Origin of the sequence: Streptomyces sp. NPDC048604, from assembly GCF_043199435.1 — a bacterium.
GTDB lineage: Bacteria > Actinomycetota > Actinomycetes > Streptomycetales > Streptomycetaceae > Streptomyces.
This window is the reverse complement of record NZ_JBICVX010000005.1, coordinates 446170-468605: the sequence shown is the minus strand read 5'-3', so window position 1 is coordinate 468605 and position 22436 is coordinate 446170. Positions and strand designations below refer to the sequence as shown.

20 protein-coding genes and 1 pseudogene are annotated in these 22436 nt (G+C 71.6%); 11 read left to right on the top strand and 10 right to left on the bottom strand.

All coding sequences use genetic code 11. From position 1 onward, the window contains the following. The first annotated feature begins 2 nt into the window (after positions 1 to 2). Positions 3 to 1040: a lysophospholipid acyltransferase family protein gene (locus ACGFMM_RS14040; RefSeq protein ID WP_393646264.1), complete on the top strand. Its 1038-nt coding sequence runs from the start codon at positions 3 to 5 to the stop codon at positions 1038 to 1040. A gap of 129 nt (positions 1041 to 1169) precedes the next feature. Here the strand turns inward: ACGFMM_RS14040 and ACGFMM_RS14035 are convergent, their stop codons facing one another. From ACGFMM_RS14035 to ACGFMM_RS14025, 3 genes are all read right to left on the bottom strand, one after another. Beyond that, positions 1170 to 2375, bottom strand: coding sequence for a DUF5667 domain-containing protein (locus ACGFMM_RS14035; protein ID WP_393646262.1), 1206 nt, complete (start codon positions 2373 to 2375; stop codon positions 1170 to 1172). Between the two features lie 275 nt (positions 2376 to 2650). Continuing rightward, a complete protein-coding gene (locus ACGFMM_RS14030; protein WP_393646260.1) occupies positions 2651 to 3448 on the bottom strand; it encodes an ECF subfamily RNA polymerase sigma factor, BldN family in 798 nt (265 codons plus the stop codon). A 383-nt stretch (positions 3449 to 3831) separates the two neighbouring features. Continuing rightward, complete coding sequence (locus ACGFMM_RS14025) at positions 3832 to 4788, bottom strand: HAD family hydrolase (RefSeq protein ID WP_393646258.1); 957 nt, start codon at positions 4786 to 4788, stop codon at positions 3832 to 3834. A gap of 62 nt (positions 4789 to 4850) precedes the next feature. Between ACGFMM_RS14025 and ACGFMM_RS14020 the strand changes: the two genes are divergently transcribed. From ACGFMM_RS14020 to ACGFMM_RS13990, 7 genes are all read left to right on the top strand, one after another. Continuing rightward, positions 4851 to 5126 carry a glutaredoxin family protein gene (locus tag ACGFMM_RS14020; protein WP_393646257.1) on the top strand — a complete coding sequence of 92 codons (276 nt, stop codon included), beginning with the start codon at positions 4851 to 4853 and terminating at the stop codon, positions 5124 to 5126. Between the two features lie 271 nt (positions 5127 to 5397). Beyond that, positions 5398 to 6222: a redox-sensing transcriptional repressor Rex gene (locus ACGFMM_RS14015; protein ID WP_393646255.1), complete on the top strand. Its 825-nt coding sequence runs from the start codon at positions 5398 to 5400 to the stop codon at positions 6220 to 6222. Further along, a complete protein-coding gene (locus tag ACGFMM_RS14010; protein ID WP_393646254.1) occupies positions 6219 to 7583 on the top strand; it encodes a glutamyl-tRNA reductase in 1365 nt (454 codons plus the stop codon). The genes ACGFMM_RS14015 and ACGFMM_RS14010 overlap by 4 nt, the downstream gene beginning before the upstream one ends. Then, positions 7580 to 8566, top strand: a complete 987-nt coding sequence (gene hemC / locus ACGFMM_RS14005) for a hydroxymethylbilane synthase (protein ID WP_393646253.1) — start codon at positions 7580 to 7582, stop codon at positions 8564 to 8566. The genes ACGFMM_RS14010 and hemC overlap by 4 nt, the downstream gene beginning before the upstream one ends. Continuing rightward, positions 8563 to 10233, top strand: a complete 1671-nt coding sequence (locus tag ACGFMM_RS14000) for a uroporphyrinogen-III synthase (protein WP_393646252.1) — start codon at positions 8563 to 8565, stop codon at positions 10231 to 10233. The genes hemC and ACGFMM_RS14000 overlap by 4 nt, the downstream gene beginning before the upstream one ends. Positions 10234 to 10387: 154 nt before the next feature. Next, positions 10388 to 11386, top strand: a complete 999-nt coding sequence (gene hemB / locus ACGFMM_RS13995; protein ID WP_393646250.1) for a porphobilinogen synthase — start codon at positions 10388 to 10390, stop codon at positions 11384 to 11386. A 48-nt stretch (positions 11387 to 11434) separates the two neighbouring features. Beyond that, on the top strand, positions 11435 to 11707 hold the full coding sequence (locus ACGFMM_RS13990; RefSeq protein WP_393646248.1) for a DUF1876 domain-containing protein: 273 nt from the start codon (positions 11435 to 11437) through the stop codon (positions 11705 to 11707). Between the two features lie 26 nt (positions 11708 to 11733). Here the strand turns inward: ACGFMM_RS13990 and ACGFMM_RS13985 are convergent, their stop codons facing one another. After that, entirely contained in the window at positions 11734 to 12447 is a 714-nt protein-coding gene (locus ACGFMM_RS13985) for a DUF4232 domain-containing protein (protein WP_393646246.1), read from the bottom strand. A gap of 316 nt (positions 12448 to 12763) precedes the next feature. Here ACGFMM_RS13985 and ACGFMM_RS13980 point away from each other — a divergent pair, with 316 nt between their 5' ends. Then, positions 12764 to 13945 (top strand): helix-turn-helix domain-containing protein, encoded by a 1182-nt coding sequence (locus ACGFMM_RS13980; protein WP_393646244.1) that lies wholly within the window; start codon positions 12764 to 12766, stop codon positions 13943 to 13945. Positions 13946 to 14033: 88 nt separating this feature from the next. On the opposite strand, the gene ACGFMM_RS13975 is transcribed toward ACGFMM_RS13980, so the two are convergent. Together ACGFMM_RS13975 and argS are read right to left on the bottom strand one after the other, a co-directional pair. After that, on the bottom strand, positions 14034 to 14153 hold the full coding sequence (locus ACGFMM_RS13975; RefSeq protein ID WP_393646242.1) for a DALR anticodon-binding domain-containing protein: 120 nt from the start codon (positions 14151 to 14153) through the stop codon (positions 14034 to 14036). After that, positions 14119 to 14913, bottom strand: a pseudogene (gene argS / locus ACGFMM_RS13970) (arginine--tRNA ligase); the annotation flags it as partial. The gene ACGFMM_RS13975 and the pseudogene argS, both read right to left, overlap by 35 nt. Positions 14914 to 15123: 210 nt before the next feature. Between argS and lysS the strand changes: the two are divergent. Continuing rightward, complete coding sequence (gene lysS / locus ACGFMM_RS13965; RefSeq protein ID WP_393646240.1) at positions 15124 to 16845, top strand: lysine--tRNA ligase; 1722 nt, start codon at positions 15124 to 15126, stop codon at positions 16843 to 16845. Between the two features lie 98 nt (positions 16846 to 16943). Here the strand turns inward: lysS and ACGFMM_RS13960 are convergent, their stop codons facing one another. From ACGFMM_RS13960 to ACGFMM_RS13950, 3 genes are all read right to left on the bottom strand, one after another. After that, positions 16944 to 18290, bottom strand: a complete 1347-nt coding sequence (locus tag ACGFMM_RS13960; RefSeq protein ID WP_393646239.1) for a DUF2637 domain-containing protein — start codon at positions 18288 to 18290, stop codon at positions 16944 to 16946. Between the two features lie 171 nt (positions 18291 to 18461). Further along, positions 18462 to 19193: a DUF3558 family protein gene (locus ACGFMM_RS13955; protein WP_393646237.1), complete on the bottom strand. Its 732-nt coding sequence runs from the start codon at positions 19191 to 19193 to the stop codon at positions 18462 to 18464. A 113-nt stretch (positions 19194 to 19306) separates the two neighbouring features. Next, the gene (locus ACGFMM_RS13950) at positions 19307 to 20197 is read right to left on the bottom strand and encodes a DUF3558 domain-containing protein (protein WP_393646235.1); all 891 of its coding nucleotides are present in this window, start codon (positions 20195 to 20197) and stop codon (positions 19307 to 19309) included. 170 nt (positions 20198 to 20367) lie between these two features. On the opposite strand from ACGFMM_RS13950, the gene ACGFMM_RS13945 reads away from it, so the two are divergent. Further along, positions 20368 to 21561, top strand: a complete 1194-nt coding sequence (locus ACGFMM_RS13945) for an RtcB family protein (protein ID WP_393646233.1) — start codon at positions 20368 to 20370, stop codon at positions 21559 to 21561. Positions 21562 to 21635: 74 nt separating this feature from the next. Here the strand turns inward: ACGFMM_RS13945 and ACGFMM_RS13940 are convergent, their stop codons facing one another. Continuing rightward, positions 21636 to 22400: an SDR family NAD(P)-dependent oxidoreductase gene (locus ACGFMM_RS13940; protein WP_393646232.1), complete on the bottom strand. Its 765-nt coding sequence runs from the start codon at positions 22398 to 22400 to the stop codon at positions 21636 to 21638. Positions 22401 to 22436: the final 36 nt, after the last annotated feature.

Here is a 22436-nt window from a genome sequence, read left to right as displayed (position 1 = left end):
CGATGGCGGACGCCAAGGTCATTCCGTTCGACGACGACCGTTCGCGCGCCAGGCGGCGGCCCGCCGGCTCCGGGGCGGCCGCGGGCCGGGACGCGGTGAGTCCGCTTCCGGCGCAGGCGCGGCCGCCGCTGGAGGTCGCCCAGGAGCCTCAGGGGCCTCAGGGGCCGTCCGGGGCGGGGGAGGCCGCCGGGGCGTCACCGAGCGGCTGGGAGCGGCGGCTCGCGGGCGGTCTGGCGTTCCTGCGCCGGCGGGTGACGGGCGAGTACGAGGTCGACGAGTTCGGGTACGACGAGGAGCTCACCGACCAGGTGCTGATGTCGCTGCTGCGGCCGCTGTACGAGAAGTACTTCCGGGTCGAGGTGAAGGGCGTCGAGAACATCCCGTCGAAGGGCGGGGCGCTGGTGGTGGCGAACCATTCGGGGACGCTGCCGCTGGACGGGCTGATGATGCAGGTCGCCGTGCACGACAACCATCCGGCGGGCCGTCATCTGCGGCTGCTCGCGGCGGATCTGGTCTTCGTGCTGCCGGTGGTCAACGAGCTGGCGCGCAAGGCCGGGCACACGCTGGCGTGCGCGGAGGACGCGGAGCGGCTGCTGAGCCGGGGCGAGATCGTGGGCGTCATGCCGGAGGGCTTCAAGGGCATCGGGAAGCCGTTCGGGGAGCGGTACAAGCTGCAGCGGTTCGGGCGGGGCGGGTTCGTGTCGACGGCGCTGCGGGCCGGGGTGCCGATCGTGCCGTGCTCGATCGTCGGGGCGGAGGAGATCTACCCGATGATCGGCAACGCGAAGACGCTGGCCCGGATCCTGGGCATCCCGTACTTCCCGATCACGCCGACGTTCCCGTGGCTGGGGCCGCTGGGCGCGGTGCCGCTGCCGACGAAGTGGACGATCCAGTTCGGCGAGCCGATCGAGACGGACGGCTATCCGCCGGAGGCGGCGGAGGACCCGATGCTGATGTTCAACCTGACCGACCAGGTACGTGAGCAGATCCAGCACACCCTGTACAAGCTGCTGGTGCAGCGGCGGTCGGTGTTCTTCTGACGAGGAGGGCGGAGACGAAGGGGCCACGCTGCTGGTGCAGAGGCGGTCGGTGTTCTTCTGACGGCCGCCTGTGCGTGAAGGGGCGCCCCTCGTGGTGAGGGGCGCCCCTTCGTGCGTTGCCGTCTGCCGCTAGTCGGCCTTCTCGCTGTCGATGCCGAGGCCTGGGAGGAGGCCCGGCAGGAGGGGCGGGAGGGTGACGTCGGGGCGGGGGGCGGTGGACTGGCCGCCGGAGGGGGCCGGGCTGGTGCCCGACTGCGGTGGGTCGAGCAGGCCGCCCGGGCCGCCGCCGAGCAGGCCGTCGTCCTCGGGGTCCGTCGTGCCGGAGCCGCTGCCCGAGGGGTGCGGCCGGGTGGCGTCGCCGGACGCGCCGGGGGCGGACGGCTCCGACGGGGTGCGCGGGTCGGCGCTCGTACCGGGCGTGCCGGCTCCGTCGCCGGGGAGGGTGGTGCCGCCGGGTCCGTTGTCCATGGTGCGGGGGAGCACCGACCGGAGCGGCTTCACGTCCTCGTCTATGGCGACGAACACGTCGTTGACCCGGTTGCCGACGTCGGTCAGCTGGACGGGGAGGCGGTTGCGCAGCCCCTGCCAGGTCGACCGGTGGGACTGGGCGAAGGCGTCGAGCCGGGCCATCGGGCCGATCTCGCCGTCCCGGTCGTAGGCCAGGCGCAGCAGGCGGTGGCCCTCGGCGGCGTCGTGCTGCATGCCGCCCAGCGCGCGGCGGATCTCGCCGAGGGACTCGTGGTCGAGGTCTCCGGCGCGGGTGCGCTCCATCAGCCGGCGGGCCTCGCTGAGCCGCGTGGAGGCCTGGTCGAGGTAGATGCCGCCGCGGTCCGCGTCGTCGTCCGCCATACCGAGCTTCAGGTCTTCCATGCCGCGCTTGAGGCCGTAGAGCGAGTCACCCGGGAGGGCGTCGGAACTCGCAGCGGCCACACCGCTGAACGCGCCCGCGGCCACACCGACCGTGAGGCCGCCCGCCGCCAGGCCCTTGGACCAGCGGGAGCGGGGGCGCAATTTCCGGAGCGGGGAGGCGCGGTGGGCTCCCCGGCCGCTGGGGGCCCGTTGCTCCGGCACGGTAGGGCCCGCGGCCGCGGTTCCCTCCGCGAACATCGCTTCCATGGCGGCGACGAGCTGGGCTCGTTGCACCACCTTGGTCTCGGGATCCAATGCGGGCTTCGGCAGCTCGCCCAGACCGTGCGCCAGGGCCAGCAGCGTTCCCTGTTCGGCCGGTTCGGCCGACTCCTCGGGCTGCTCGGCCGCCGTGCCCTGGAGCGTCCGATCCTCCAGGACCTGGGCGAAGGCGTTCGCCCGCCGGTGCGCCGAAACGTTCGCGATCACTGGCGGCACCTCCTCTCGTCATGACGGTCGACTCCCCTGGGGGTCCGGAAGGTTGCACACCTTGAGCCAATCCACACGAAAGTGTGAGCCGGAGTGGACAAGGCGTGACCACAGGGAGCCTGCATCCCGCACAACGAGCGGCGCGGCACTTGGGTTACGCGCGAAAGATGATCGGACCAGTGCGTCATCGAGGCGTCACCGACGGTGAGTTGAAGTGACAGAGACTGCGGGGGGAGAGGGGCGGGGCATCGGGTGGGACGTGGGGGAGGGATGGCTCAGCGCGCGTCGTCCGGGAGCAGCCGGGCGAGCGTGCGCACGGCGCGGTACTGGAGGGTCTTGATCGCGCCCTCGTTCTTGCCCATGACCCGGGCGGTCTCCGCGACCGACAGGCCCTGCAGGAAGCGCAGGGTGACGCACTCCTGCTGCTGGGGGTTGAGCCGGCGGACGGCGTCGAGGAGGGCGGCGTTGGAGAGGGACTCCAGGACCGAGTCCTCCGGGCTGCGCTCCACTTCGTTGGCGTCGAGCATTTCGCCGGTGGTCACTTCGAGTCGAAACCTGCTCGACTTGAAGTGGTCCGCGACCAGGTTGCGGGCGATGGTGACCAGCCAGGCGCCGAAGTCGCGGCCCTGCCAGGTGAAGGTGGAGATACGGCGCAGGGCGCGCAGGAAGGTCTCGCTGGTGAGGTCCTCGGCCGTGGCCTTCCCGCCGACGCGGTAGTAGATGTAGCGGTACACGGTGTCGGAGTACTGGTCGTAGAGCCGGCCGAAGGCCTCGGCCTCGCCGGCCTGGGCGCGTTCGACCAGGTCCATCATGCGGGCGCTGTCGCTGTCGGCGGTGGGCCTGCGGGCGGCGGTCGACGTGCCGGCGCCGCGGTTGCCGCGTCTGCCGACGGCGGCGCCGCTTTCGGCCAGGGCGTAGCACGGACCGGCGGGCGCCGGTCCGGCGAATGCTGGTCCGCCGAAGGCGGGTGCGAGGCCGGCGTACGCGGTGGGGACGAAGCCGCGCAAGTGGTCGAGGACCGTTGCGCGCAGCGTAGCCAGGCCCGAGGCGTCAACCCCGACGTGTGGGTACACGGGACTCCCAGAGGCAGAGCTTCCATCACGTGATCACGTGCAGTACGGGACCGTTCACCCGTCGTGGCGACGTGTGGGTTCCGGTATGCGTCTGAGGAGAATAACGCTTCGTACAGGCGGCGCTACACCCAGTTGCTGAAATCACCGTTTGGGTCGCATCTGTTACCGCTCATGGGCGGATCAAGTAGCACTTCGTGTCAGTTAGTTGATCGAATTGCTTCGTGATCTGTCGTTCTGCACGCTGCGTTGTGCTCGGCGGTAGACAATGCGACTGGCAGGACCCTGTGCCGGGTAGGAAACGCAGATTGGCCTGATACGGCCAGGCGCGGCGGTGTTCGACCACGGACGGGTGACAGGGCGCTGTCCCGTGTTGTCAGAGGTGATCAGCGCTGGACGGCGCGCCGGTGCAGCGCGGCCGCCGCGGCGGCGCCGCCGATCAGCGCTCCGACGCCCGCGGCCGCCGGGATGCCGACCTTGGCCGCCTTGCGGCCCGTCCGGTAGTCCCGCAGCCGCCACTCGCGGGCCCTGGCGTGCCTGCGCAGCTTGGTGTCCGGGTTGACCGCGTACGGATGCCCGACCAGCGAGAGCATCGGGATGTCGTTGTGCGAGTCGCTGTACGCCGCGCAGCGCTCCAGCTCCAGGTCCTCGGCCGCGGCCAGGGCGCGGACGGCCTCGGCCTTCGCCGGGCCGTGCAGCAGCTCGCCGACCAGCTTGCCGGTGTAGACGCCGTCGACGGACTCGGCGACCGTGCCGAGCGCGCCGGTCAGACCGAGCCGGCGGGCGATGATCGTGGCCGTCTCGACGGGGGCGGCCGTGACCAGCCAGACCTTCTGGCCCGCGTCGAGGTGCGCCTGGGCCAGCGCGCGGGTGCCGGGCCAGATGCGGGTGGCCATGTACTCGTCGTAGATCTCCTCGCCGATGGACATCAGCTCGGAGACGCGGTGGCCCTTGACGATGGACAGGGCGCTGTCGCGGGCCTCCTGCATGTGCTCGGGGTCCTCGATCCCGGCGAGCCGGAACCAGGCCTGAGCCCAGGCGAAGCGGGCCAGGTCGCGGCTGTCGAAGAACTTCCGCTTGTACAGGCCGCGGCCGAAGTGGAAGATCGCCGCGCCCTGCATGACGGTGTTGTCGAGGTCGAAGAACGCGGCCGCCCGCTCGTCGCCGACGACGGGGAACTCGGGTTCCTCGGGCTTCCCGGCCTCCTCGGCCTGCGGCTCGAGCTCCAGGGGTTCCTGCTCCTGCGAGTTCTTGCGCGCGGCCTCGGCCGCGGCCTCGCCGGCCAGGACGCTGCGTGCGGTGGCGGAGCGCTTACGAGGGGTGAGCCATCCCAATGAGGCCATGTGGTGAGCATAGCCAGTGTGTTCGGTCGCTCCCGACTCGTGGTGATACCGGCATGTGAACAATGGACGCCATGTTCGGACGCACGAAGAAGAAGACCGGCCCGCACACCGTCACCTTGATCGGCAAGCCGGGGTGCCACCTGTGCGACGACGCGCGTGCCGTGATCGAGGCCGTCTGCGCGGAGACAGGAGCACTCTGGGAGGAGAAGGACATCACCCAGGACGAGGAGCTGCACCGCGCCTACTGGGAGCAGATTCCGGTCGTACTGGTCGACGGTGAACAGCACACGTTCTGGCGGGTGGACGCCGGGCGGCTCCGGCGTGAACTGGGTGGCTGACCGAAAGGGGATACGATCGTGGACGTTTTGCTGGCTTTCGGGGGCGTGGCCGTGAGGAGAGTGTGCGGTTTTGCCCCATTCGGGCTTCCAGCGTGTTGACGTGATCCGCGGTTCCGTTCTGGCGCGAACCCATCGCGTGACCCCGGTCACTTTGCATGGACAAAACGGACACCATCTTTGTGCACGCGTTCACAAAGACATAGCCTGCTGTCGACGGGGCGGTCCTGGGACGTCTGGCCGCCTGCAGCCCCGCTCATCCCGCAGGAGCACCGTGGCAACTGGCCGAACTCACCGACCGGCGACCCGCAGCCGAGGAATCCCCGAGGCCACCGTCGCCCGGCTTCCGCTGTATCTGCGCGCGCTCACCGCGCTGTCGGAACGCTCCGTGCCCACGGTCTCCTCCGAGGAGCTCGCGGCCGCGGCGGGGGTCAACTCCGCCAAGCTGCGCAAGGACTTCAGCTACCTCGGCTCGTACGGCACCCGCGGTGTCGGCTACGACGTCGAGTACCTCGTCTACCAGATCTCCCGCGAGCTCGGCCTGACCCAGGACTGGCCCGTGGTCATCGTCGGTATCGGTAACCTCGGCGCCGCGCTCGCCGGCTACGGCGGCTTCGCCTCCCGTGGCTTCCGCGTCGCCGCGCTGATCGACGCCGACCCCGCCATGACCGGCAAGCCGGTGGCCGGGATCCCCGTCCAGCACAGCGACGACCTCGAGAAGATCATCGAGGAGGACGGCGTCTCCATCGGCGTCATCGCGACCCCGGCCGGCGTCGCCCAGCAGGTCTGCGACCGGCTCGTGGCGGCCGGCGTCACCTCCATCCTGAACTTCGCGCCGACCGTGCTGTCCGTGCCGGACGGTGTCGACGTGCGCAAGGTCGACCTCTCGATCGAGCTGCAGATCCTCGCCTTCCACGAGCAGCGCAAGGCCGGCGAGGAGGCGGACGCCGGCGCCCTGCCCGCGCCGCCGTACCAGTCGGCCGAGACCGCCGCCGACGCTCCTGCTTCCGACGCCCCCACGACCGGCGGCTCCGCGGCCGGCGGCAAGGGCGGCCGCAAGGGACCTGACGGGGACGCCCCCGCCGTGATGCCGGCATGAGTCTCCTCGTCGTCGGGCTGAGCCACCGCAGCGCCCCGGTCAGCGTCCTCGAACGGGCCGCGCTGTCCGGTGACACCCAGATCAAGCTGCTGCACGACACCCTCGCCGCCGAACCGGCCGTCGAGGGCGCCGTCCTGGCCACCTGCAACCGCATCGAGCTCTACGCCGACGTGGACAAGTTCCACGCGGGCGTCGCCGAGCTGTCCACGCTGCTCGCCCAGCACAGCGGCGTCGGCCTGGAGGAGCTCACCCCGTATCTCTATGTGCACTACGAGGACCGGGCCGTCCACCACCTCTTCTCGGTGGCCTGCGGCCTGGACTCCATGGTCGTCGGCGAGGGCCAGATCCTCGGCCAGATCAAGGACGCCCTCGCGCTCGGCCAGGACCAGCACACCGCCGGCCGGCTCCTGAACGACCTGTTCCAGCAGGCGCTGCGGGTCGGCAAGCGGGCCCACAGCGAGACCGGGATCGACCGCGCCGGGCAGTCGCTCGTCACGTTCGGCCTCGAGCGACTCGTGGACGCCGCCGGCGGCGGACCGGTGGACGCCTGGGCGGCCGGCAAGCGCGCCCTGGTGATCGGCGCCGGCTCGATGTCCTCGCTGGCCGCCGCCACGCTGGCGCGCGTAGGCGTGGCCGAGATCGTGATCGCCAACCGGACCATGGCCCGCGCCGACCGGCTGGTGGAGATCCTCACCGAGCCCGGAGGCACGGGCGTCGCCGCGCGCGCGGTCGAGATGGTTGCCGTCGGCGACGAACTGACACGTGCCGACATCGTCGTCTCCTGCACCGGCGCCACCGGCCTCGTCCTGACCGGCGAAGCCGTCGAGACCGCCCTGCAGGGCCGTACGGCCCCGCTCGCGCTGCTCGACCTTGCCATGCCCCGCGACATCGACGCGGCCGTCCACCGCATGGACGGCGTACGCCTCGTCGACATCGAGTCGCTCGCCGAGGCCTCCGCCGACGCCCCCATGGCCAGCGACGTCGACCAGGTGCGCGGGATCGTCTCCGACGAGGTCGCCGCCTTCGGCGCCGCCCAGCGCGCCGCCCACATCACGCCGACCGTGGTCGCCCTGCGCGCCATGGCCGCCGACGTGGTCGCCGGCGAGGTCGCCCGGCTCGAGGGCCGGCTGCCCGGTCTCGACGACAAGACCCGCGCCGAGATCACCCAGACCGTCCGCCGCGTGGTGGACAAGCTCCTGCACGCGCCGACCGTGCGGGTCAAGCAGCTCGCCGCCGAACCCGGCGGCGCCGGGTACGCGGACGCGCTGCGGACCCTCTTCGACCTCGACCCGGAGGCGGTCGCCTCCGTCTCCCGGGCCGACCTGAATGACGCCGACGTCAAGAACCGAGGGCGAGTATGACCGAGAGGGCACTGAGGCTCGGGACCAGGCGCAGCAGGCTCGCCATGGCCCAGTCCGGGCATGTGGCCGACGCGGTCCGGCAGCTGACCGGCCGACCCGTCGAACTCGTGGAGATCACGACGTACGGAGACGTGTCGCGTGAGCACCTGGCGCAGATCGGCGGCACCGGAGTGTTCGTCGCCGCGCTGCGCGACGCGCTGCTCGCCGGCGAGGTCGACTTTGCGGTCCACTCGCTGAAGGACCTGCCGACCACGCTCCACCCCGACCTGGCGCTGGCCGCGATCCCGGAGCGCGAGGACCCGCGCGACGTGTTGATCGCGCGCGACGGGCTGACGCTGGAGACGCTGCCGGACGGCGCCCGTGTGGGCACCGGCTCGCCGCGCCGGATGGCGCAGCTCAACGCCTTCGCGCGGTCCCACGGGCTGCGCATCGAGACCGTGCCGATCCGCGGGAACATCGACACCCGCGTCGGATACGTGCACAAGGGCGAGCTGGACGCGGTGGTACTCGCCGCGGCCGGCCTCAACCGCATCGGCGGGACGGAGGAGCTCACCGGCTCCCTGTCGCTCGACTTCCTGTCGCTCGACACCGTCCTGCCCGCCCCCGGCCAGGGGGCCCTGGCGATCGAGTGCGTGGCGTCCGCCACGGAACTCGTCGCCACGCTCGGCGCGCTCGACGACCCGCACACCCGGGCCGCCGTCACCGCCGAGCGGTCCCTGCTCGCCGCCCTGGAGGCCGGCTGCTCCGCACCCGTGGGTGCGCTGGCCGACCTGCTGGCCGAAGACTCCGGCCGCGGGCAGAAGTTCACCGAAATGCGCCTGCGGGGCATCGTCGGCACCACCGACGGTTCCACGCTGGTGCAGCTGTCCACCACCGGTCCCGTACCCACGTCGATCGACGCGGCGGAGGCGCTCGGACGCGAACTCGCGGCCGAGATGCTCGCCAAGGGTGCGGCCGGTCTTATGGGGGAGCGAGCACTTTGAGCCCCACCAGCCCCAATGCCAGCCACGCGTCGTCCCTTCCGTTCGGACAGGGACACGTCACCTTCCTCGGAGCCGGCCCCGGTGATCCCGGACTGCTGACCCTGAGGGCCGTCGAGGCCCTGGCGGGTGCGGACGTCCTGATCGCCGAGCCGGACGTGCTCGACGTCGTCCGCGGCCATGCGCGCGCGGGCGTGAGCACGCCTGAGCTGACGGTCGTTGACAAGGCGTCAACAACCGCCGACGTCCCCGTGTTGAGGGATGCGGCCAATCTTGTCATGGAGGCCGCGAGGGGCGGCAAGCGGGTCGTCCGTGCGGTGACCGGCGACCCCGGCCTCGACGGCAACGCCGGCGCGGAGATGCTCGCCTGCGCCTCGGCGGGCATCCCCTTCGAGGTCGTCCCCGGCATCGCGACGGCCGTCGGCGTGCCGGCGTACGCGGGCGTCCCGCTGCGCGACGCGCAGGGCACGGACGTGCGCTTCGTCGACGCGCGCACCGCCGACGACCGGTGCTGGACCGAGGTGGGCTCGTCCGACGGGACGGTCGTCGTCTCGACCTCCCTCGACGCGGTCGCCGCGGCCGCGGGAGAGCTGGTGGCGGCAGGCCGTAAGCCGGACACCCCGCTCACCGTGACCGTCGCCGGCACCACCACGCGGCAGCGGACCTGGACCGCGACGCTCGGCACCATCGCGCAGGTCTTCAAGCAGGGGAAGGTGCTGCCGTCGCCGGACGGGCACCAGCCCGTCATAGCCGTGGTCGGCGAGCGATGCTCCCCGGCCCAGCGCGACCAGCTCGCGTGGTTCGAGTCCAAGCCGCTGTTCGGCTGGAAGGTCCTCGTGCCGCGCACGAAGGAGCAGGCCGCCTCGCTCTCCGACCAGCTGCGCTCCTACGGCGCGGTGCCGCACGAGGTCCCGACCATCGCCGTCGAGCCGCCGCGCACCCCGCAGCAGATGGAGCGGGCGGTGAAGGGCCTGGTGACGGGCCGCTACGAGTGGATCGCCTTCACCTCGGTGAACGCGGTCAAGGCCGTCCGCGAGAAGTTCGAGGAGTACGGGCTCGACGCCCGCGCCTTCGCCGGGATCAAGGTCGCGGCGGTCGGCGAGCAGACCGCGGCGGCGTTGGTGGACTTCGGCGTGAAGCCGGATCTAGTGCCGAGCGGGGAGCAGTCCGCGGCGGGCCTCCTCGAGGACTGGCCGCCGTACGACCCGGTCTTCGACCCCATCGACCGCGTCTTCCTGCCGCGGGCCGACATCGCGACCGAGACGCTGGTCGCGGGGCTCATCGAGCTCGGCTGGGAGGTCGACGACGTCACGGCGTACCGCACCGTGAGGGCGTCGCCGCCGCCGGCGGAGACCCGCGAGGCGATCAAGGGCGGCGGCTTCGACGCGGTGCTCTTCACCTCGTCGTCCACGGTCAGGAACCTCGTCGGCATCGCCGGCAAGCCGCACAACGTCACGGTCATCGCCTGCATCGGCCCGGCCACGGCGAAGACGGCGGAGGAGCACGGCCTGCGGGTCGACGTCCTGTCGCCGGAGCCGTCCGTCCACAAGCTGGCGGAAGCCCTGGCCGACTTCGGCGCGCGGCGCCGCGAGACGGCGCTGGCGGCGGGCGACCCGGTGACACGACCGTCGGAGCGGCGGCCGGGGGCGCGGAGGCGTCGGACGACGTAGCGGTAGGGGGGCGCGGGACCTTACGGGGCCCGCGCCCCACTCCGTTCCCCGCGCCCGGGTGGGCTCGTCCCGCTTGGCTTTGCCCCCACGGGGGGGCGAGGTGCCCGGCATTGTGTCGGCAAAGGCACCCATTCCGCGGGCGTAGCCTCGGGATATGAACTCGTATGGATCCTTTCCCGGGGCGCGCCCGCGGCGGCTGCGGACGACGCCCGCGCTGCGCCGGATGGTGGCCGAGACGCGGCTGCATCCCGCCGATCTGATCCTGCCCGCGTTCGTGCGGGAGGGCGTCTCCGAGCCGGTGCCGATCTCCGCGATGCCCGGCGTCGTGCAGCACTCCCGCGACACGCTGCGCAAGGCCGCCGCCGAGGCGGTCGAGGCCGGGGTCTCGGGGATCATGCTCTTCGGCGTGCCCGAGGACGCCAAGAAGGACGCCGCCGGCACCGCCGGCACCGACCCCGACGGGATCCTCCAGGTCGCCATCCGCGATGTGAAGGCCGAGGTCGGCGACGACCTCGTCATCATGTCGGACCTGTGCCTCGACGAGTACACCGACCACGGCCACTGCGGCGTCCTCACCGCGGACGGCCGCGTCGACAACGACGCCACGCTGGAGCGGTACGCCGAGATGGCGCAGGTCCAGGCCGACGCCGGCGTCCACGTCGTCGGGCCGTCCGGGATGATGGACGGTCAGGTCGGCGTGGTCCGCGACGCTCTCGACACGATCGGCAAGGAGGACGTGTCGATCCTCGCGTACACCGCGAAGTACTCCTCCGCCTTCTACGGCCCCTTCCGCGAGGCCGTCGGCTCCTCGCTGACCGGCGACCGCAAGACCTACCAGCAGGACCCGGCCAACCTCCGCGAGTCGATGCGCGAGCTGGCCCTCGACCTGGAGGAGGGCGCGGACATGGTCATGGTCAAGCCCGCGGGCCCGTACCTCGACGTGCTTGCCAGGGTCGCCGACGCCGTGGACGTCCCCGTCGCCGCGTACCAGATCAGCGGCGAGTACGCGATGGTCGAGGCCGCCGCCGAGAAGGGCTGGATCGACCGCGACAAGGCGATCCTGGAGACCCTCACCGGCATCCGCCGCGCCGGCGCGCAGATGATCCTCACCTACTGGGCCACCGAGGTCGCGCAGAAGCTCCGGAATGCCTAAAACGCCGCAGCGGCGCACTCTGGAGGGGTAACGCTGGAGGTGGTCCTCATGCAGACACTCGTCGGATGGCACGTCGAGATGGAATTCGAAGAGGTAGGCGACCGCACGCGATGCGCGGCCATGGTGCGGCTCGGGGACGGTACCGAGATGCGCGCCCACGGCACCGCGAACCGTCACCCCTCCGACCCCGAGCAGCTGCGGGTGGGCGAGGAGATCGCCGGGGCCCGCGCGATGATGGATCTCGCGTCGCAGATGCTTCAGAAGGCCCACCAGGAGATCGACCAGATGTCCGGCCGGACGTCCCACCCGATCCGCGGCTGACCTCTGCTGAAGCGCGACGCCCGCCCTCAGTACTGGAGGGCGTCGTCCATGCTCTGCTGCCAGTACGACACGGCGGCGCCGTTGTCGGCGAATGTGCCCGACGGCGCCGTCACCGTCGTGCCGCTCTCCCGCGTGAGGTTGACGCGGATCTTCTTCACGGTCCTGCCGTGCGTGTCCGGGCCGGGCTCGCCGGTGAGGATCAGCGACGCGTAGCCCGACTCGCCCGGGGCCAGGGTCAGTACGGCCTGCGGCTTGCTGTCCTCGATGATGCGGATCGGCGCCTGCGCCTCGTCGAAGCCGACGAACGGGGCGTTCACGACGTTGCAGGGCCGCTTGCCGATGTTGGTGACGGTGAGCACCAGGTGGTTGATGGGGCGGCTCACCTTGCTCGCGACGATCCTGGTGCCGGCCGCGGTGCAGACGGTGCGGACGGGACCGGCGTCGGACGTGTCGGCGGGCGGCTTCGGGGCGCCGGGCTTGCCGGTGGCGGGCTTGGGGCTCTTGGACCCGGCGCTCTCGGACGTGCCGCCGCTCTTGCCGGACGAGGTGTTCCCGGACGTGTCGGCGGGGTCGGACGCCGGTGCGGAGGCCTGACCTGCCGGGGCCTTCGGGGCGGCGGGCGACGAGGCCGTCTCCTTCGGGGCGGCGGACGAGCTGTCGCCCGACTGGCAGGCGGTGAGTGCGAGGGCCGCGGCGACGGCGGCGACGGGCAGGGCGAGGCGGCGTGCGGTAGTGCGCATGGTGGATCCCCCGTTGGGTTTTCAGTCGGTGAGTGTTGGTGAGCGACGTCGTGCTTCGGACGTCGGTGACCGGTCGTCAGTGACGGTGCAGCAGCACGAGGACGATGGCCGTGCAGGCGATCAGCACCCCGACCGCGAAGGCGTCGGTGACGCGGCTGTTCGGCATGACCACCACTCTGCGAGCCGGTGTGACCGGACGGCAATCGGCACGGGACAATGAGGGACGCTGGAACGCTCGCACCCGTGGTGACCTGCTGAAACGCCGGTCCCCTGGAATGCGTTCCTGGGATGCGGAACGGGCGATCGGGGGGCTTTGATGGACGCGGGCGAGGGCTTCGCGGGACTGATGCGCGCGCTGAAGGAGCGGTCCGGGCTGAGCTACGGGGTGCTGGCGAAGCGCCTCCACGTGAGCACGTCCACCCTCCACCGGTACTGCAACGGGGACGCCGTACCGGCGGAGTTCGCGCCCGTCGAACGCCTCGGCCGGCTCTGCGGGGCCTCGCGCGACGAGGTCATGGACCTGCACCGCGCCTGGATCCTGGCCGACGAGGCGCGACGGCGGGGGAAGGCGGAGCCGGACCTGCCGGACCCGGGCCTGTCGGGGGCGGATGCGACGGAGACCCGTACGCCGGAGGCTCCGGCGGTACGTATGGCCGAGGCACCCGCGCCCGACGCCGACACGCCCGACGCCCACGCCCCCGACCCCGACCTCCTCCCGCTCGTCACCCACCGGCCCCCGGCCGCCCGGCGCTCCCGCAAGCGGCTCTTCGCCGTGCTCGCCGCCGTCGCGGTGGTCGGCGTCGCGGCGTCCACCGCGTACGTGCTCCGCGGCGACGGCGAGGCCGACACCGGCGGCGGTTCCGGAGGCGCGCCCGCCGCGGCCGCCGCCCCGCTCGGCGTGGGCATCAGCTCGTACAACTGGGCCGCGCCCTGCGGCCAGTACTACGTGCTCGACCAGCAGCCCGGACACGTCCCTCCGCCGCCCCCGCCCCAGGACACCCGCGGCTGGGCCCGCGCGCTCGGCGGGATCGACGGCGGGCACCTGCAGCTCCAGCTCACCGTGACCGGCCGCACCCAGGCTCCCGTGGTCCTCACCCGGCTGCACGTACGGGTCGTGGAGAAGAGCGAGCCGCTGGAGCGGTCGGCGTACTCGATGGGCGACGGCTGCGGGAGCGGGATCACCCCGCAGACCTTCGACGTCGACCTCGACGCGCCGCGCCCGTATCTGAAGCCGATCGCCGGGCAGGACGGCGACCGCGTGGTGCCGGCGAAGGACTTCCCGTACAAGGTCGCCACCGGCGATCCGCAGGTGCTCAACCTGGACGTGCACACCGAACAGCACGCCGCGAGCTGGTACCTGGAGCTGGACTGGAGCAGCGGCGGTGAGAAGGGCCGGATCCGGGTGGACGACGGCGGGCAGCCGTTCCGCACCAGCGCGATCGAGGGCCGGCCGACGTACGGCTGGTGGCCCGACAAGGGTGAGTGGGTGAAGTACTGAGGCCACCCGCGGTACGGCGTAGGCCCCCGCAACGGCGAAGGCCCCGGCCCGGATCGCACGATCCGGGCCGGGGCCTTCCCCGTACGCGTCAGAGGCGCGCGGGCGTCCGGATGCCCAGCAGGGCCATGCCCCGGTGCAGCGTCCGGGCGGTCAGGTCGATCAGGAAGAGGCGGTTCTCCCGCTGCTCGTCCGTGTCCGCCTTCAGCACCGGGCACTGGTCTCTGCAAGATCAGCGGCGTCGGGTTGCCGTCCGGGCCCTTGACGTCGTCGAAGAACACGCACAGCGCGCCCTCGGAGCGGACGGCCACGCCCGACTCCTCGAGGATCCGGCAGGTCTCCTGCAGCATGTCGTTGTAGCCCGACTCGCCGACGATGTCGGGGTCCCGGACGTCCATGTCGAGCTTCTCGAAGACCGAGTAGAAGTAGATCTTCGACTCGTCCACGAACCGCTGCCACAGCGCCAGCGTCTGCTCGTCGCCCGCCTGGAGGTCGACGACTCGCGCCCGCGCCCGGGTCTTGAACTCCTCGTCGGAGTCGAACAGCGCCCGCGAGGCCTTGTACAGCCGGTTCAGGTTCGACATGGCCTCCGCGCCGGACGTCTCCGCGTCCTGGCCCTCGGCCTTGTGGTCCAGCTCGTGCGGGTGCTCGATCAGGTACTGGATGAGCATGCCGAACTGGGTGCCCCAGTCGCCGATGTGGTGGCGCCGGACCACCGACTCGCCGGTGAACTCCAGGATCTCGACCATCGCCGCGCCGATCACCGCGGACCGCAGATGGCCGACGTGCATCTCCTTCGCCACGTTCGGCTGGGCGTAGTCGATCACCGTCGTGCCCGCGGCCTCGTTGAACGGCACGCCGAGCCGGTCGTCCGCGGCACGCGCCGCGAGCGTCCGCACGATCGCCTCGTCGGTGATCGTGATGTTGAGGAAGCCGGGGCCGGAGACCTCGATCTCCTTCAGCACGTCGTTCGCCGGGATCGCGTCGACGACGGGTTATTTCGCTTGTGAAAGTGTCCCATGGGCGAGCAACGTGTTTTCTCCGCCTGTGGACGAAACAGAGCTTGTGGACAACCTCGGAGTGTCCTCTTTCGTCTGGGAGAATGGCTTCTACAGGAGCGCAGAGGCGGCACATAGGGCCGCCGGGCTCCGCAGCAATCGAGGAAGAAGGACGAACCGACCGTGGCTCAGAGCAGCACAGAGACCGACTGGGTCTCCCGTTTCGCGGACGAGGTCATCGCCGAGTCGGAGCGACGTGCGCCTGGCAAACCGGTCGTCGTCGCCTCCGGTCTCTCCCCCTCCGGCCCGATCCACCTGGGCAACCTGCGCGAGGTCATGACCCCGCACCTGGTGGCCGACGAGGTCCGCCGCCGCGGGTACGAGGTCCGGCACCTGATCTCCTGGGACGACTACGACCGCTACCGCAAGGTGCCGGGCGGCGTCGAAGGCGTCGACGAGTCCTGGGCCGAGCACATCGGCAAGCCCCTGACCTCCGTCCCCGCCCCGGCCGGCTCCCCGCACCCGAACTGGGCCGCGCACTTCAAGGCCGCCATGGTCGAGTCGCTGGCCGAGCTGGGCGTCGAGTACGACCCGATCAGCCAGACCGAGCAGTACACCACGGGCGTGTACCGCGAGCAGATCCTGCACGCCATGCGGCACCGCGGTGACATCGACGCCATCCTCGACCAGTACCGGACGAAGAAGGCGCCGAAGAAGCAGTCGCAGAAGCCGCTCGACGAGGCCGAGCTGGAGGCCGCCGAGGGCTCCGGCGCGGCCGCCGAGGACGACGGCTCCGGCGGCGGCGCGGGCTACTTCCCGTACAAGCCGTACTGCGGACAGTGCGAGAAGGACCTCACCACGGTCACCTCGTACGACGACGAGACCACCGAGCTCGCCTACACCTGCGCCTCCTGCGGCTTCGCCGAGACCGTGAAGCTCAGCGAGTTCAACCGCGGCAAGCTGGTGTGGAAGGTCGACTGGCCGATGCGCTGGGCGTACGAGGGCGTGATCTTCGAGCCCTCCGGGGTCGACCACTCCTCGCCCGGCTCGTCGTTCCAGGTCGGCGGCCAGATCGTCGGCATCTTCGACGGCGTCCAGCCGATCGGCCCGATGTACGCGTTCGTCGGCATCAGCGGCATGGCCAAGATGTCGTCGTCCCGCGGCGGCGTGCCCACCGCGGCCGACGCGCTGAAGATCATGGAGCCGCAGATCCTGCGCTGGCTCTACGCCCGCCGCCGGCCCAACCAGTCCTTCAAGATCGCCTTCGACCAGGAGATCCAGCGGCTCTACGACGAGTGGGACAAGCTGGAGGCCAAGGTCGCCGACGGCACGGTGCTCCCCGCCGACGCTGCCGCGCACGCCCGGGCCGCCCGCACCGCCGCCGGCGAGCTGCCGCGCACCGCCCGCCCGCTGCCGTACCGCACGCTCGCCTCGGTCATGGACATCACCGCCGGCCACGACGAGCAGACCCTGCGGATCCTCGGCGAGCTCGACCCGGAGAACCCGGTCACCTCCCTCGACGAGGCCCGGCCCCGGCTCGACCGCGCCGAGAACTGGATCACCACCCAGGTCCCGGCCGACCAGCGCACCATCGTCCGCGAAGAGCCCGACGCCGAACTGCTCGGCTCGCTCGACGACGAGGGCCGCGAGTCCCTCCGGCTCCTCCTGGAGGGCCTGGACACCCACTGGTCGCTCGACGGGCTCACCACGCTCGTCTACGGCGTCCCGAAGGTGTTGGCCGGCCTCGACCCCGAGGCCAAGCCGACCCCGGAGCTGAAGCTGGCCCAGCGCGCCTTCTTCGCCCTGCTCTACAAGCTCCTCGTGAGCCGCGAGACCGGCCCCCGCCTGCCCACGCTGCTCCTCGCCGTCGGCGCGGACCGCGTGCGCAAGCTGCTCGCCGCGTAACGCACGACGACAGGACGACACGGCGAAGGGCCGCCGGCCGGGAAACCGGGTGGCGGCCCTTCGCCGTACGTGCACGCCGTACGCGCTCCCGCGGGGGATCAGGCGGGGTAGTGCTCCTGCATCTCCTGCTCGACGCGGTGCTTGATCTTCGGGTGCAGCTCGCGCAGCATCGACCCGCTCCGCGGGTGATGCACGCCGTACATGTCGCTCAGCCTTATGTCGAGCTGCTCCACGGTCGGGAACGCCTGCTGCTCGTCCACGAAGTCCCACATCGCCTTGTACGCGGCCTCCGCGAACTCCTCCATGCCGGGCTCCTCGAACGGCGGCACGGCCTCCTCCTGGCGGGGAGCGGGGATCGCGACCTCCTCGGGGCCCTGCGGCACCGCGACGGGGGTCGGCTCCAGACCGTCCACGAACGTCGGGTCGTAGCCGCCCTGGTACGCGTCGGGCGGGAGCTGCTGCTGGTTGTAGAACCAGTGGTTCCCGGCCTCGGAGCCCGGCTCGGCGGCGGGGCCCTGCGGGACGGCTGCCTGCGGGAGGACTCCCTGCTGGACCGCCTCCTGCGCCTGGTCCGTGACCTGAGCCTCCTGCTGCTGCTCCTGCTGCTCCTGCTGCTCCTGCGGCTCCTGGGCCGGGCGGCCACGCTCCAGTTCAGGCGTCTGCGCCGCCGCCGGGACGGCCGCGGGCACGGCAGCCACCGGCTGCGCGGTCAGGGCGGGCGGCTCCTCGGGCTTCGGCTGCGGAGGCAGCAGTACGGGCTCGATGCCCGCCGCCGCGAGCCCCGCCGCCGCCGTCTCCGCCAGCGGCACGCCGTACTTGGCGAGCCGCAGCGGCATCAGCGCCTCCACCGGCGCCTTGCGCCGCCACGCCCGGCCGTAGCGGGCCTGCAGCCGCGCCTGGTAGATCAGCCGGTCCTGCTCCAGCTTGATCACCTGCTCGTACGACCGCAGTTCCCACAGCTTCATCCGCCGCCACAGCCGGAACGTCGGCACCGGGGACAGCAGCCAGCGGGTCAGCCGCACGCCCTCCATGTGCTTGTCCGCCGTGATGTCGGCGATCCGGCCCACCGCGTGCCGGGCCGCCTCCACCGCCACCACGAACAGCACCGGGATGACCGCGTGCATGCCCACGCCCAGCGGGTCCGGCCACGCGGCCGCGCCGTTGAACGCGATCGTCGCCGCCGTCAGCAGCCAGGCCGTCTGCCGCAGCAGCGGGAACGGGATCCGGATCCACGTCAGCAACAGGTCGAGCGCGAGCAGCACACAGATGCCCGCGTCGATGCCGATCGGGAAGAACCAGGAGAAGGTGCCGAAGCCCTTCTGCACGGCGAGCTCACGCACGGCGGCGTACGAACCCGCGAAACCGATCCCGGCGATGACCACCGCTCCGGCGACCACGACACCGATGAGTATCCGGTGCGTGCGTGTCAGCTGCATCGCGGCCATCCCGCGATCCCCTCCCGCTCTAAGACAACTCGGGGGCACAGCCTGGCATACGCCGACGGAGTCCGGTCCTCAGGGGGAGGACCGGACTCCGCCGGAACACTCGCCAAACCACGCGAACACGGGCCACTCGCCCTGCCGTCCGCCCGAGTTCGGGCCTGCTGCTTGTTCGCCCTACTTGTTCGCCGTGGCGATCGCGGCCACCGCGTCCTTCGTCGCCTTCACGGCGCCGTCCATCATCTTCTGGTCGTTCGGCGTGTCCGCACCCGCGTAGCCGGTGCCGTTGTAGTTGACGATGACCAGGACGTTTCCGGCGCGGGCGACCGTCGTGGCGTACACGAAGTCCTCGCCCGTCTTGCGCAGCGTGTACGCGACCGTCGTCGTCTGGTCGCCGACGCCCGAGGCCACCGAGTCGCGGACGTTCTTCGCGCCCTCGGTCGCCTTCAGCTTGGCGATCTCCTTGGTCTGGCTCTCCTGGGCGCGCTTCTCGCCGCTGCCCAGCGTCGCCACGGACTCGTAGCGCAGGAAGGAGACGTCCAGCCAGCGGTACTGCGAGCCCTTCAAGCCCTTGTCGACGAGCCCGTTCCAGGAGCAGCCGCCGCGGGCGGAGGTGTCGGTGGACGTGGACGGCGTGCCGGCCTTCGACTTGGCCTTGGGCACCAGCTCGTCGATCGTCTTGACGGTGATCGCCTTGCACGGCTCGGGCAGCTCGGCGTACTTCGCGGGCGCCACGGACGGCGTGCTGTCCTTCGGCGCCGCCCCCTTGGAGGTGCCGGAGGAGGACTGCGCGGCGCCCTTGTCCGGGGTCTTGCCGTCGGAGTCCGAGGAGCAACCGGCGACGACGAGCATCACCGGGACGGCGGCGCAGGCGAGTATGCGGGTGAGTCGCGGAGCTGATCGGTGCATGGTTCCTTCAGTCGGTTCGCTGACGGGTCTGCCGACACGTTACGCGGCAGGGGGAGCGGGCGGGACGAGGGCGGGCGGACCCGCGGCCGGACCGGGGCGGGCCAGGCGGGCCGCTAGTCCTCCAGTCGGTCCGCCAGCTGACGGGCCAGACTCTGCGCCTTTTCCTGCAGTTCCTTGCTGTCGGGGAGCTCGGCGGTCGCCGTGACCTGCTCCGTGTACTCGACGGTCACGATCACGTTGGATGTGCGGAACACCACGCTGACGGTGCGCTGGCGGGAGGCCGAGCCGGCTTCGGTGAGTACATCGTTGAGGAACGCGGCGTGACCGAGGCCCTCCAGGACGCGGGGTTCCAGACCGGTGCCGGTCCCGGAGGCGGTGCCGGTGCCGGAGGCGGAGGCGGTGCTGCCGGACGGGGAGGCGGGCGGGGAGCTCGCGGCGCCGGACGGCGGGACCGTGGTCGCGGAGGTGACGGTGGGCGTCGGGCTGGTCGCGGTCTGCGCGGGCGCGGGCAGGGCGGCGGCGATCTGCTTGCCGGAGTACACCTGCTGGGCGCGGTCGTCGTCGCTGACGGCGGGGTCGTAGGAGACGACGCGCTCCAGGTCCAGGGTCAGCTCGTGGGAGGTGTCCGGACCGTCGGCCTTCCAGCTGCAGCCGACGCGGCGCCCGTTGTCGTAGGTGACGGCGGGGCGGCCGGCGTAGACCTTCTCGCGCTGGTCGTCGGGGAGCTCGGCGGCGCCCGGGAGCAGGTCCTCGAGGGTGGGCTGCTGGACGGAGCCGCAGGGCTCGAAGAGCGTGCTGTAGCGGCCGGGCGGCACGGAGCCGGGGGCCGCCGCGCCGGCCTTGGCGTCGGCGGCGACGCCGGCGCCGTTGGTCCCCGACGAGCAGCCGGCGAGGCCCGCGCCGAGTGCCGTGACGACGGCTGCGGCGAGGGCGGCCGTGGTGAGCGTGGCGCGGGGTCGGGCGGAACGCTCCGCGCGGCCGGGGTCGTACGCCTTTCGCTGCACGAGCGCAGGCTCCCTTCTCCCGTAATGCCGAAAACTGTTTGCCGCCCTGATGGGGCCGGTGGACACAATGTCTATCGCACGCGCAGCCGTTGATGCCGGTCCGTCGCCACCTGTACGGGCCTTGATGCCGGTTTTTGCGTTTTCTGCTGATCCGGGGGAATCGAGGAAGTATGTCGTACGTAGAGGTGCCGGGCGCGAAGGTGCCCATCCGGTTGTGGACGGACCCGTCCTCGGTGGAGGACGGGGCCATGCGGCAGCTCCAGAACGTGTCGACGCTGCCGTGGATCAAGGGCCTCGCGGTGATGCCCGACGTGCATTACGGCAAGGGCGCGACGGTCGGCTCGGTGATCGCGATGCAGGGCGCGGTCTGCCCGGCGGCGGTCGGTGTGGACATCGGCTGCGGCATGTCCGCGGTCAGGACGTCCCTCACGGCCAACGACCTCCCGGGCGACCTCTCCCGCCTCCGCTCCAAGATCGAACAGGCGATTCCGGTGGGGCGGGGGATGCACCGGGAGATGGTGGATCCGGGGCGGCTGCACGGGTTCCCGACCTCGGGCTGGGACGACTTCTGGCAGCGCTTCGGCGGGGTCGCGGAATCGGTCAGGTTCCGTCATGACCGGGCCGAGAAGCAGATGGGAACGCTCGGGAGCGGCAACCACTTCGTCGAGTTCTGTCTCGACGAGACGGGTGCGGTCTGGCTGATGCTGCACTCCGGTTCCCGGAACATCGGCAAGGAACTCGCCGAGTACCACATCGGCCAGGCGCAGAAGCTGCCGCACAACCAGGGGCTGATCGACCGCGATCTCGCGGTGTTCGTCGCGGACACCCCGCAGATGGCGGCGTACCGGAACGATCTCTTCTGGGCGCAGGAGTACGCCAAGTACAACCGCGCGATCATGATGGCGCTGTTCCAGGACGTGATCCGCCGGGAGTTCAAGAAGGCGAAGGTGACCTTCGATCCGGTGATCTCCTGCCACCACAACTATGTGGCGGAGGAGCGGTACGAGGGCATGGACCTGCTGGTCACCCGCAAGGGCGCGATCCGCGCCGGCTCCGGCGAGTTCGGGATCATCCCGGGCTCGATGGGCACCGGCTCGTACATCGTGAAGGGCCTCGGCAACGAGGCGTCGTTCAACTCGGCCTCCCACGGCGCGGGCCGGCGCATGAGCCGCAGCGCGGCGAAGCGCCGCTTCTCGACGAAGGACCTGGAGGACCAGACGCGGGGCGTGGAGTGCCGCAAGGACTCCGGCGTGGTCGACGAGATCCCGGGCGCCTACAAGCCGATCGAGAAGGTCATCGACCAGCAGCGCGACCTGGTGGAGGTCGTCGCCAAGCTGAAGCAGGTCATCTGTGTGAAGGGCTGACGCCGGCCGGAGCGCCGGTGCGCGGGGACCGCCCTGGTGGGGCGGTCCTTCGCCGTTTCCGGATCCGGAAGCCCTCAGAGCTCGCGGTGGATCTTGGTGTTGGAGGCCTGGGCCCGGGGGCGGACCACCAGGAGGTCGATGTTGACGTGGGGCGGGCGGGTGACCGTCCAGGTGATGGTGTCGGCCACGTCGTCGGCGGTCAGGGGGTCGGCCACGCCGGCGTAGACCTTGGCGGCCCGGTCCGTGTCGCCGCGGAAGCGGGTGGTGGCGAACTCGTCGGTCTTCACCAGGCCCGGGGCGATCTCGATGACGCGGACCGGGGTGCCGACGATCTCCAGGCGGAGGGTTTCGGCGAGGACGTGTTCGCCGTGCTTGGCGGCGACGTACCCGGCGCCGCCCTCGTAGGTGCCGTGGCCGGCGGTGGAGGAGACGACTACCACCGTGCCGTCGCCGCTCGCGGTGAGGGCGGGCAGCAGGGCCTGGGTGATGTTGAGGGTGCCGATGACGTTGGTCTCGTACATCTGGCGCCAGTCCGCCGGGTCGCCGGTGGCGACCGGGTCGGCGCCGAGTGCGCCGCCGGCGTTGTTGACCAGGACCGCCAGGCTGCGGAAGGCGGTGGCGAACTCGTCGACCGCGGCGCGGTCGGTGACGTCGAGGGCGTAGGCCGTGGCCTTGTGGCCGGCGTCGGTGAGCTCGGCGGCCAGGGCCTCGATGCGGTCCTTGCGGCGGGCGGTGAGGACCACGCGGTAGCCGGTCTCGGCGAGCCGGCGGGCGGTGGCGGCGCCGATCCCGCTGCTCGCTCCGGTGACGACGGCGATCCGGTTGCCGGGGGCGGTCATGCGGGGCTCCTCGTACGTGGGGGCGGTGCCCGGTCA

Excerpts from the sequence above, each read along its gene's own strand:
- ACGFMM_RS14025 (WP_393646258.1), bottom strand. The coding sequence starts at position 4,788 with ATGGCCTCATTGGGATGGCTCACCCCTCGTAAGCGCTCCGCCACCGCA.
- ACGFMM_RS13945 (WP_393646233.1), top strand. The coding sequence starts at position 20,368 with ATGTCGTACGTAGAGGTGCCGGGCGCGAAGGTGCCCATCCGGTTGTGG.
- ACGFMM_RS13955 (WP_393646237.1), bottom strand. The coding sequence starts at position 19,193 with ATGCACCGATCAGCTCCGCGACTCACCCGCATACTCGCCTGCGCCGCC.
- ACGFMM_RS13960 (WP_393646239.1), bottom strand. The coding sequence starts at position 18,290 with ATGGCCGCGATGCAGCTGACACGCACGCACCGGATACTCATCGGTGTC.
- ACGFMM_RS14020 (WP_393646257.1), top strand. The coding sequence starts at position 4,851 with ATGGACGCCATGTTCGGACGCACGAAGAAGAAGACCGGCCCGCACACC.
- hemB (WP_393646250.1), top strand. The coding sequence starts at position 10,388 with ATGAACTCGTATGGATCCTTTCCCGGGGCGCGCCCGCGGCGGCTGCGG.
- ACGFMM_RS13980 (WP_393646244.1), top strand. The coding sequence starts at position 12,764 with ATGGACGCGGGCGAGGGCTTCGCGGGACTGATGCGCGCGCTGAAGGAG.
- ACGFMM_RS13985 (WP_393646246.1), bottom strand. The coding sequence starts at position 12,447 with ATGCGCACTACCGCACGCCGCCTCGCCCTGCCCGTCGCCGCCGTCGCC.
- hemC (WP_393646253.1), top strand. The coding sequence starts at position 7,580 with ATGACCGAGAGGGCACTGAGGCTCGGGACCAGGCGCAGCAGGCTCGCC.
- ACGFMM_RS13990 (WP_393646248.1), top strand. The coding sequence starts at position 11,435 with ATGCAGACACTCGTCGGATGGCACGTCGAGATGGAATTCGAAGAGGTA.
- ACGFMM_RS14010 (WP_393646254.1), top strand. The coding sequence starts at position 6,219 with ATGAGTCTCCTCGTCGTCGGGCTGAGCCACCGCAGCGCCCCGGTCAGC.
- ACGFMM_RS14040 (WP_393646264.1), top strand. The coding sequence starts at position 3 with ATGGCGGACGCCAAGGTCATTCCGTTCGACGACGACCGTTCGCGCGCC.
- ACGFMM_RS13940 (WP_393646232.1), bottom strand. The coding sequence starts at position 22,400 with ATGACCGCCCCCGGCAACCGGATCGCCGTCGTCACCGGAGCGAGCAGC.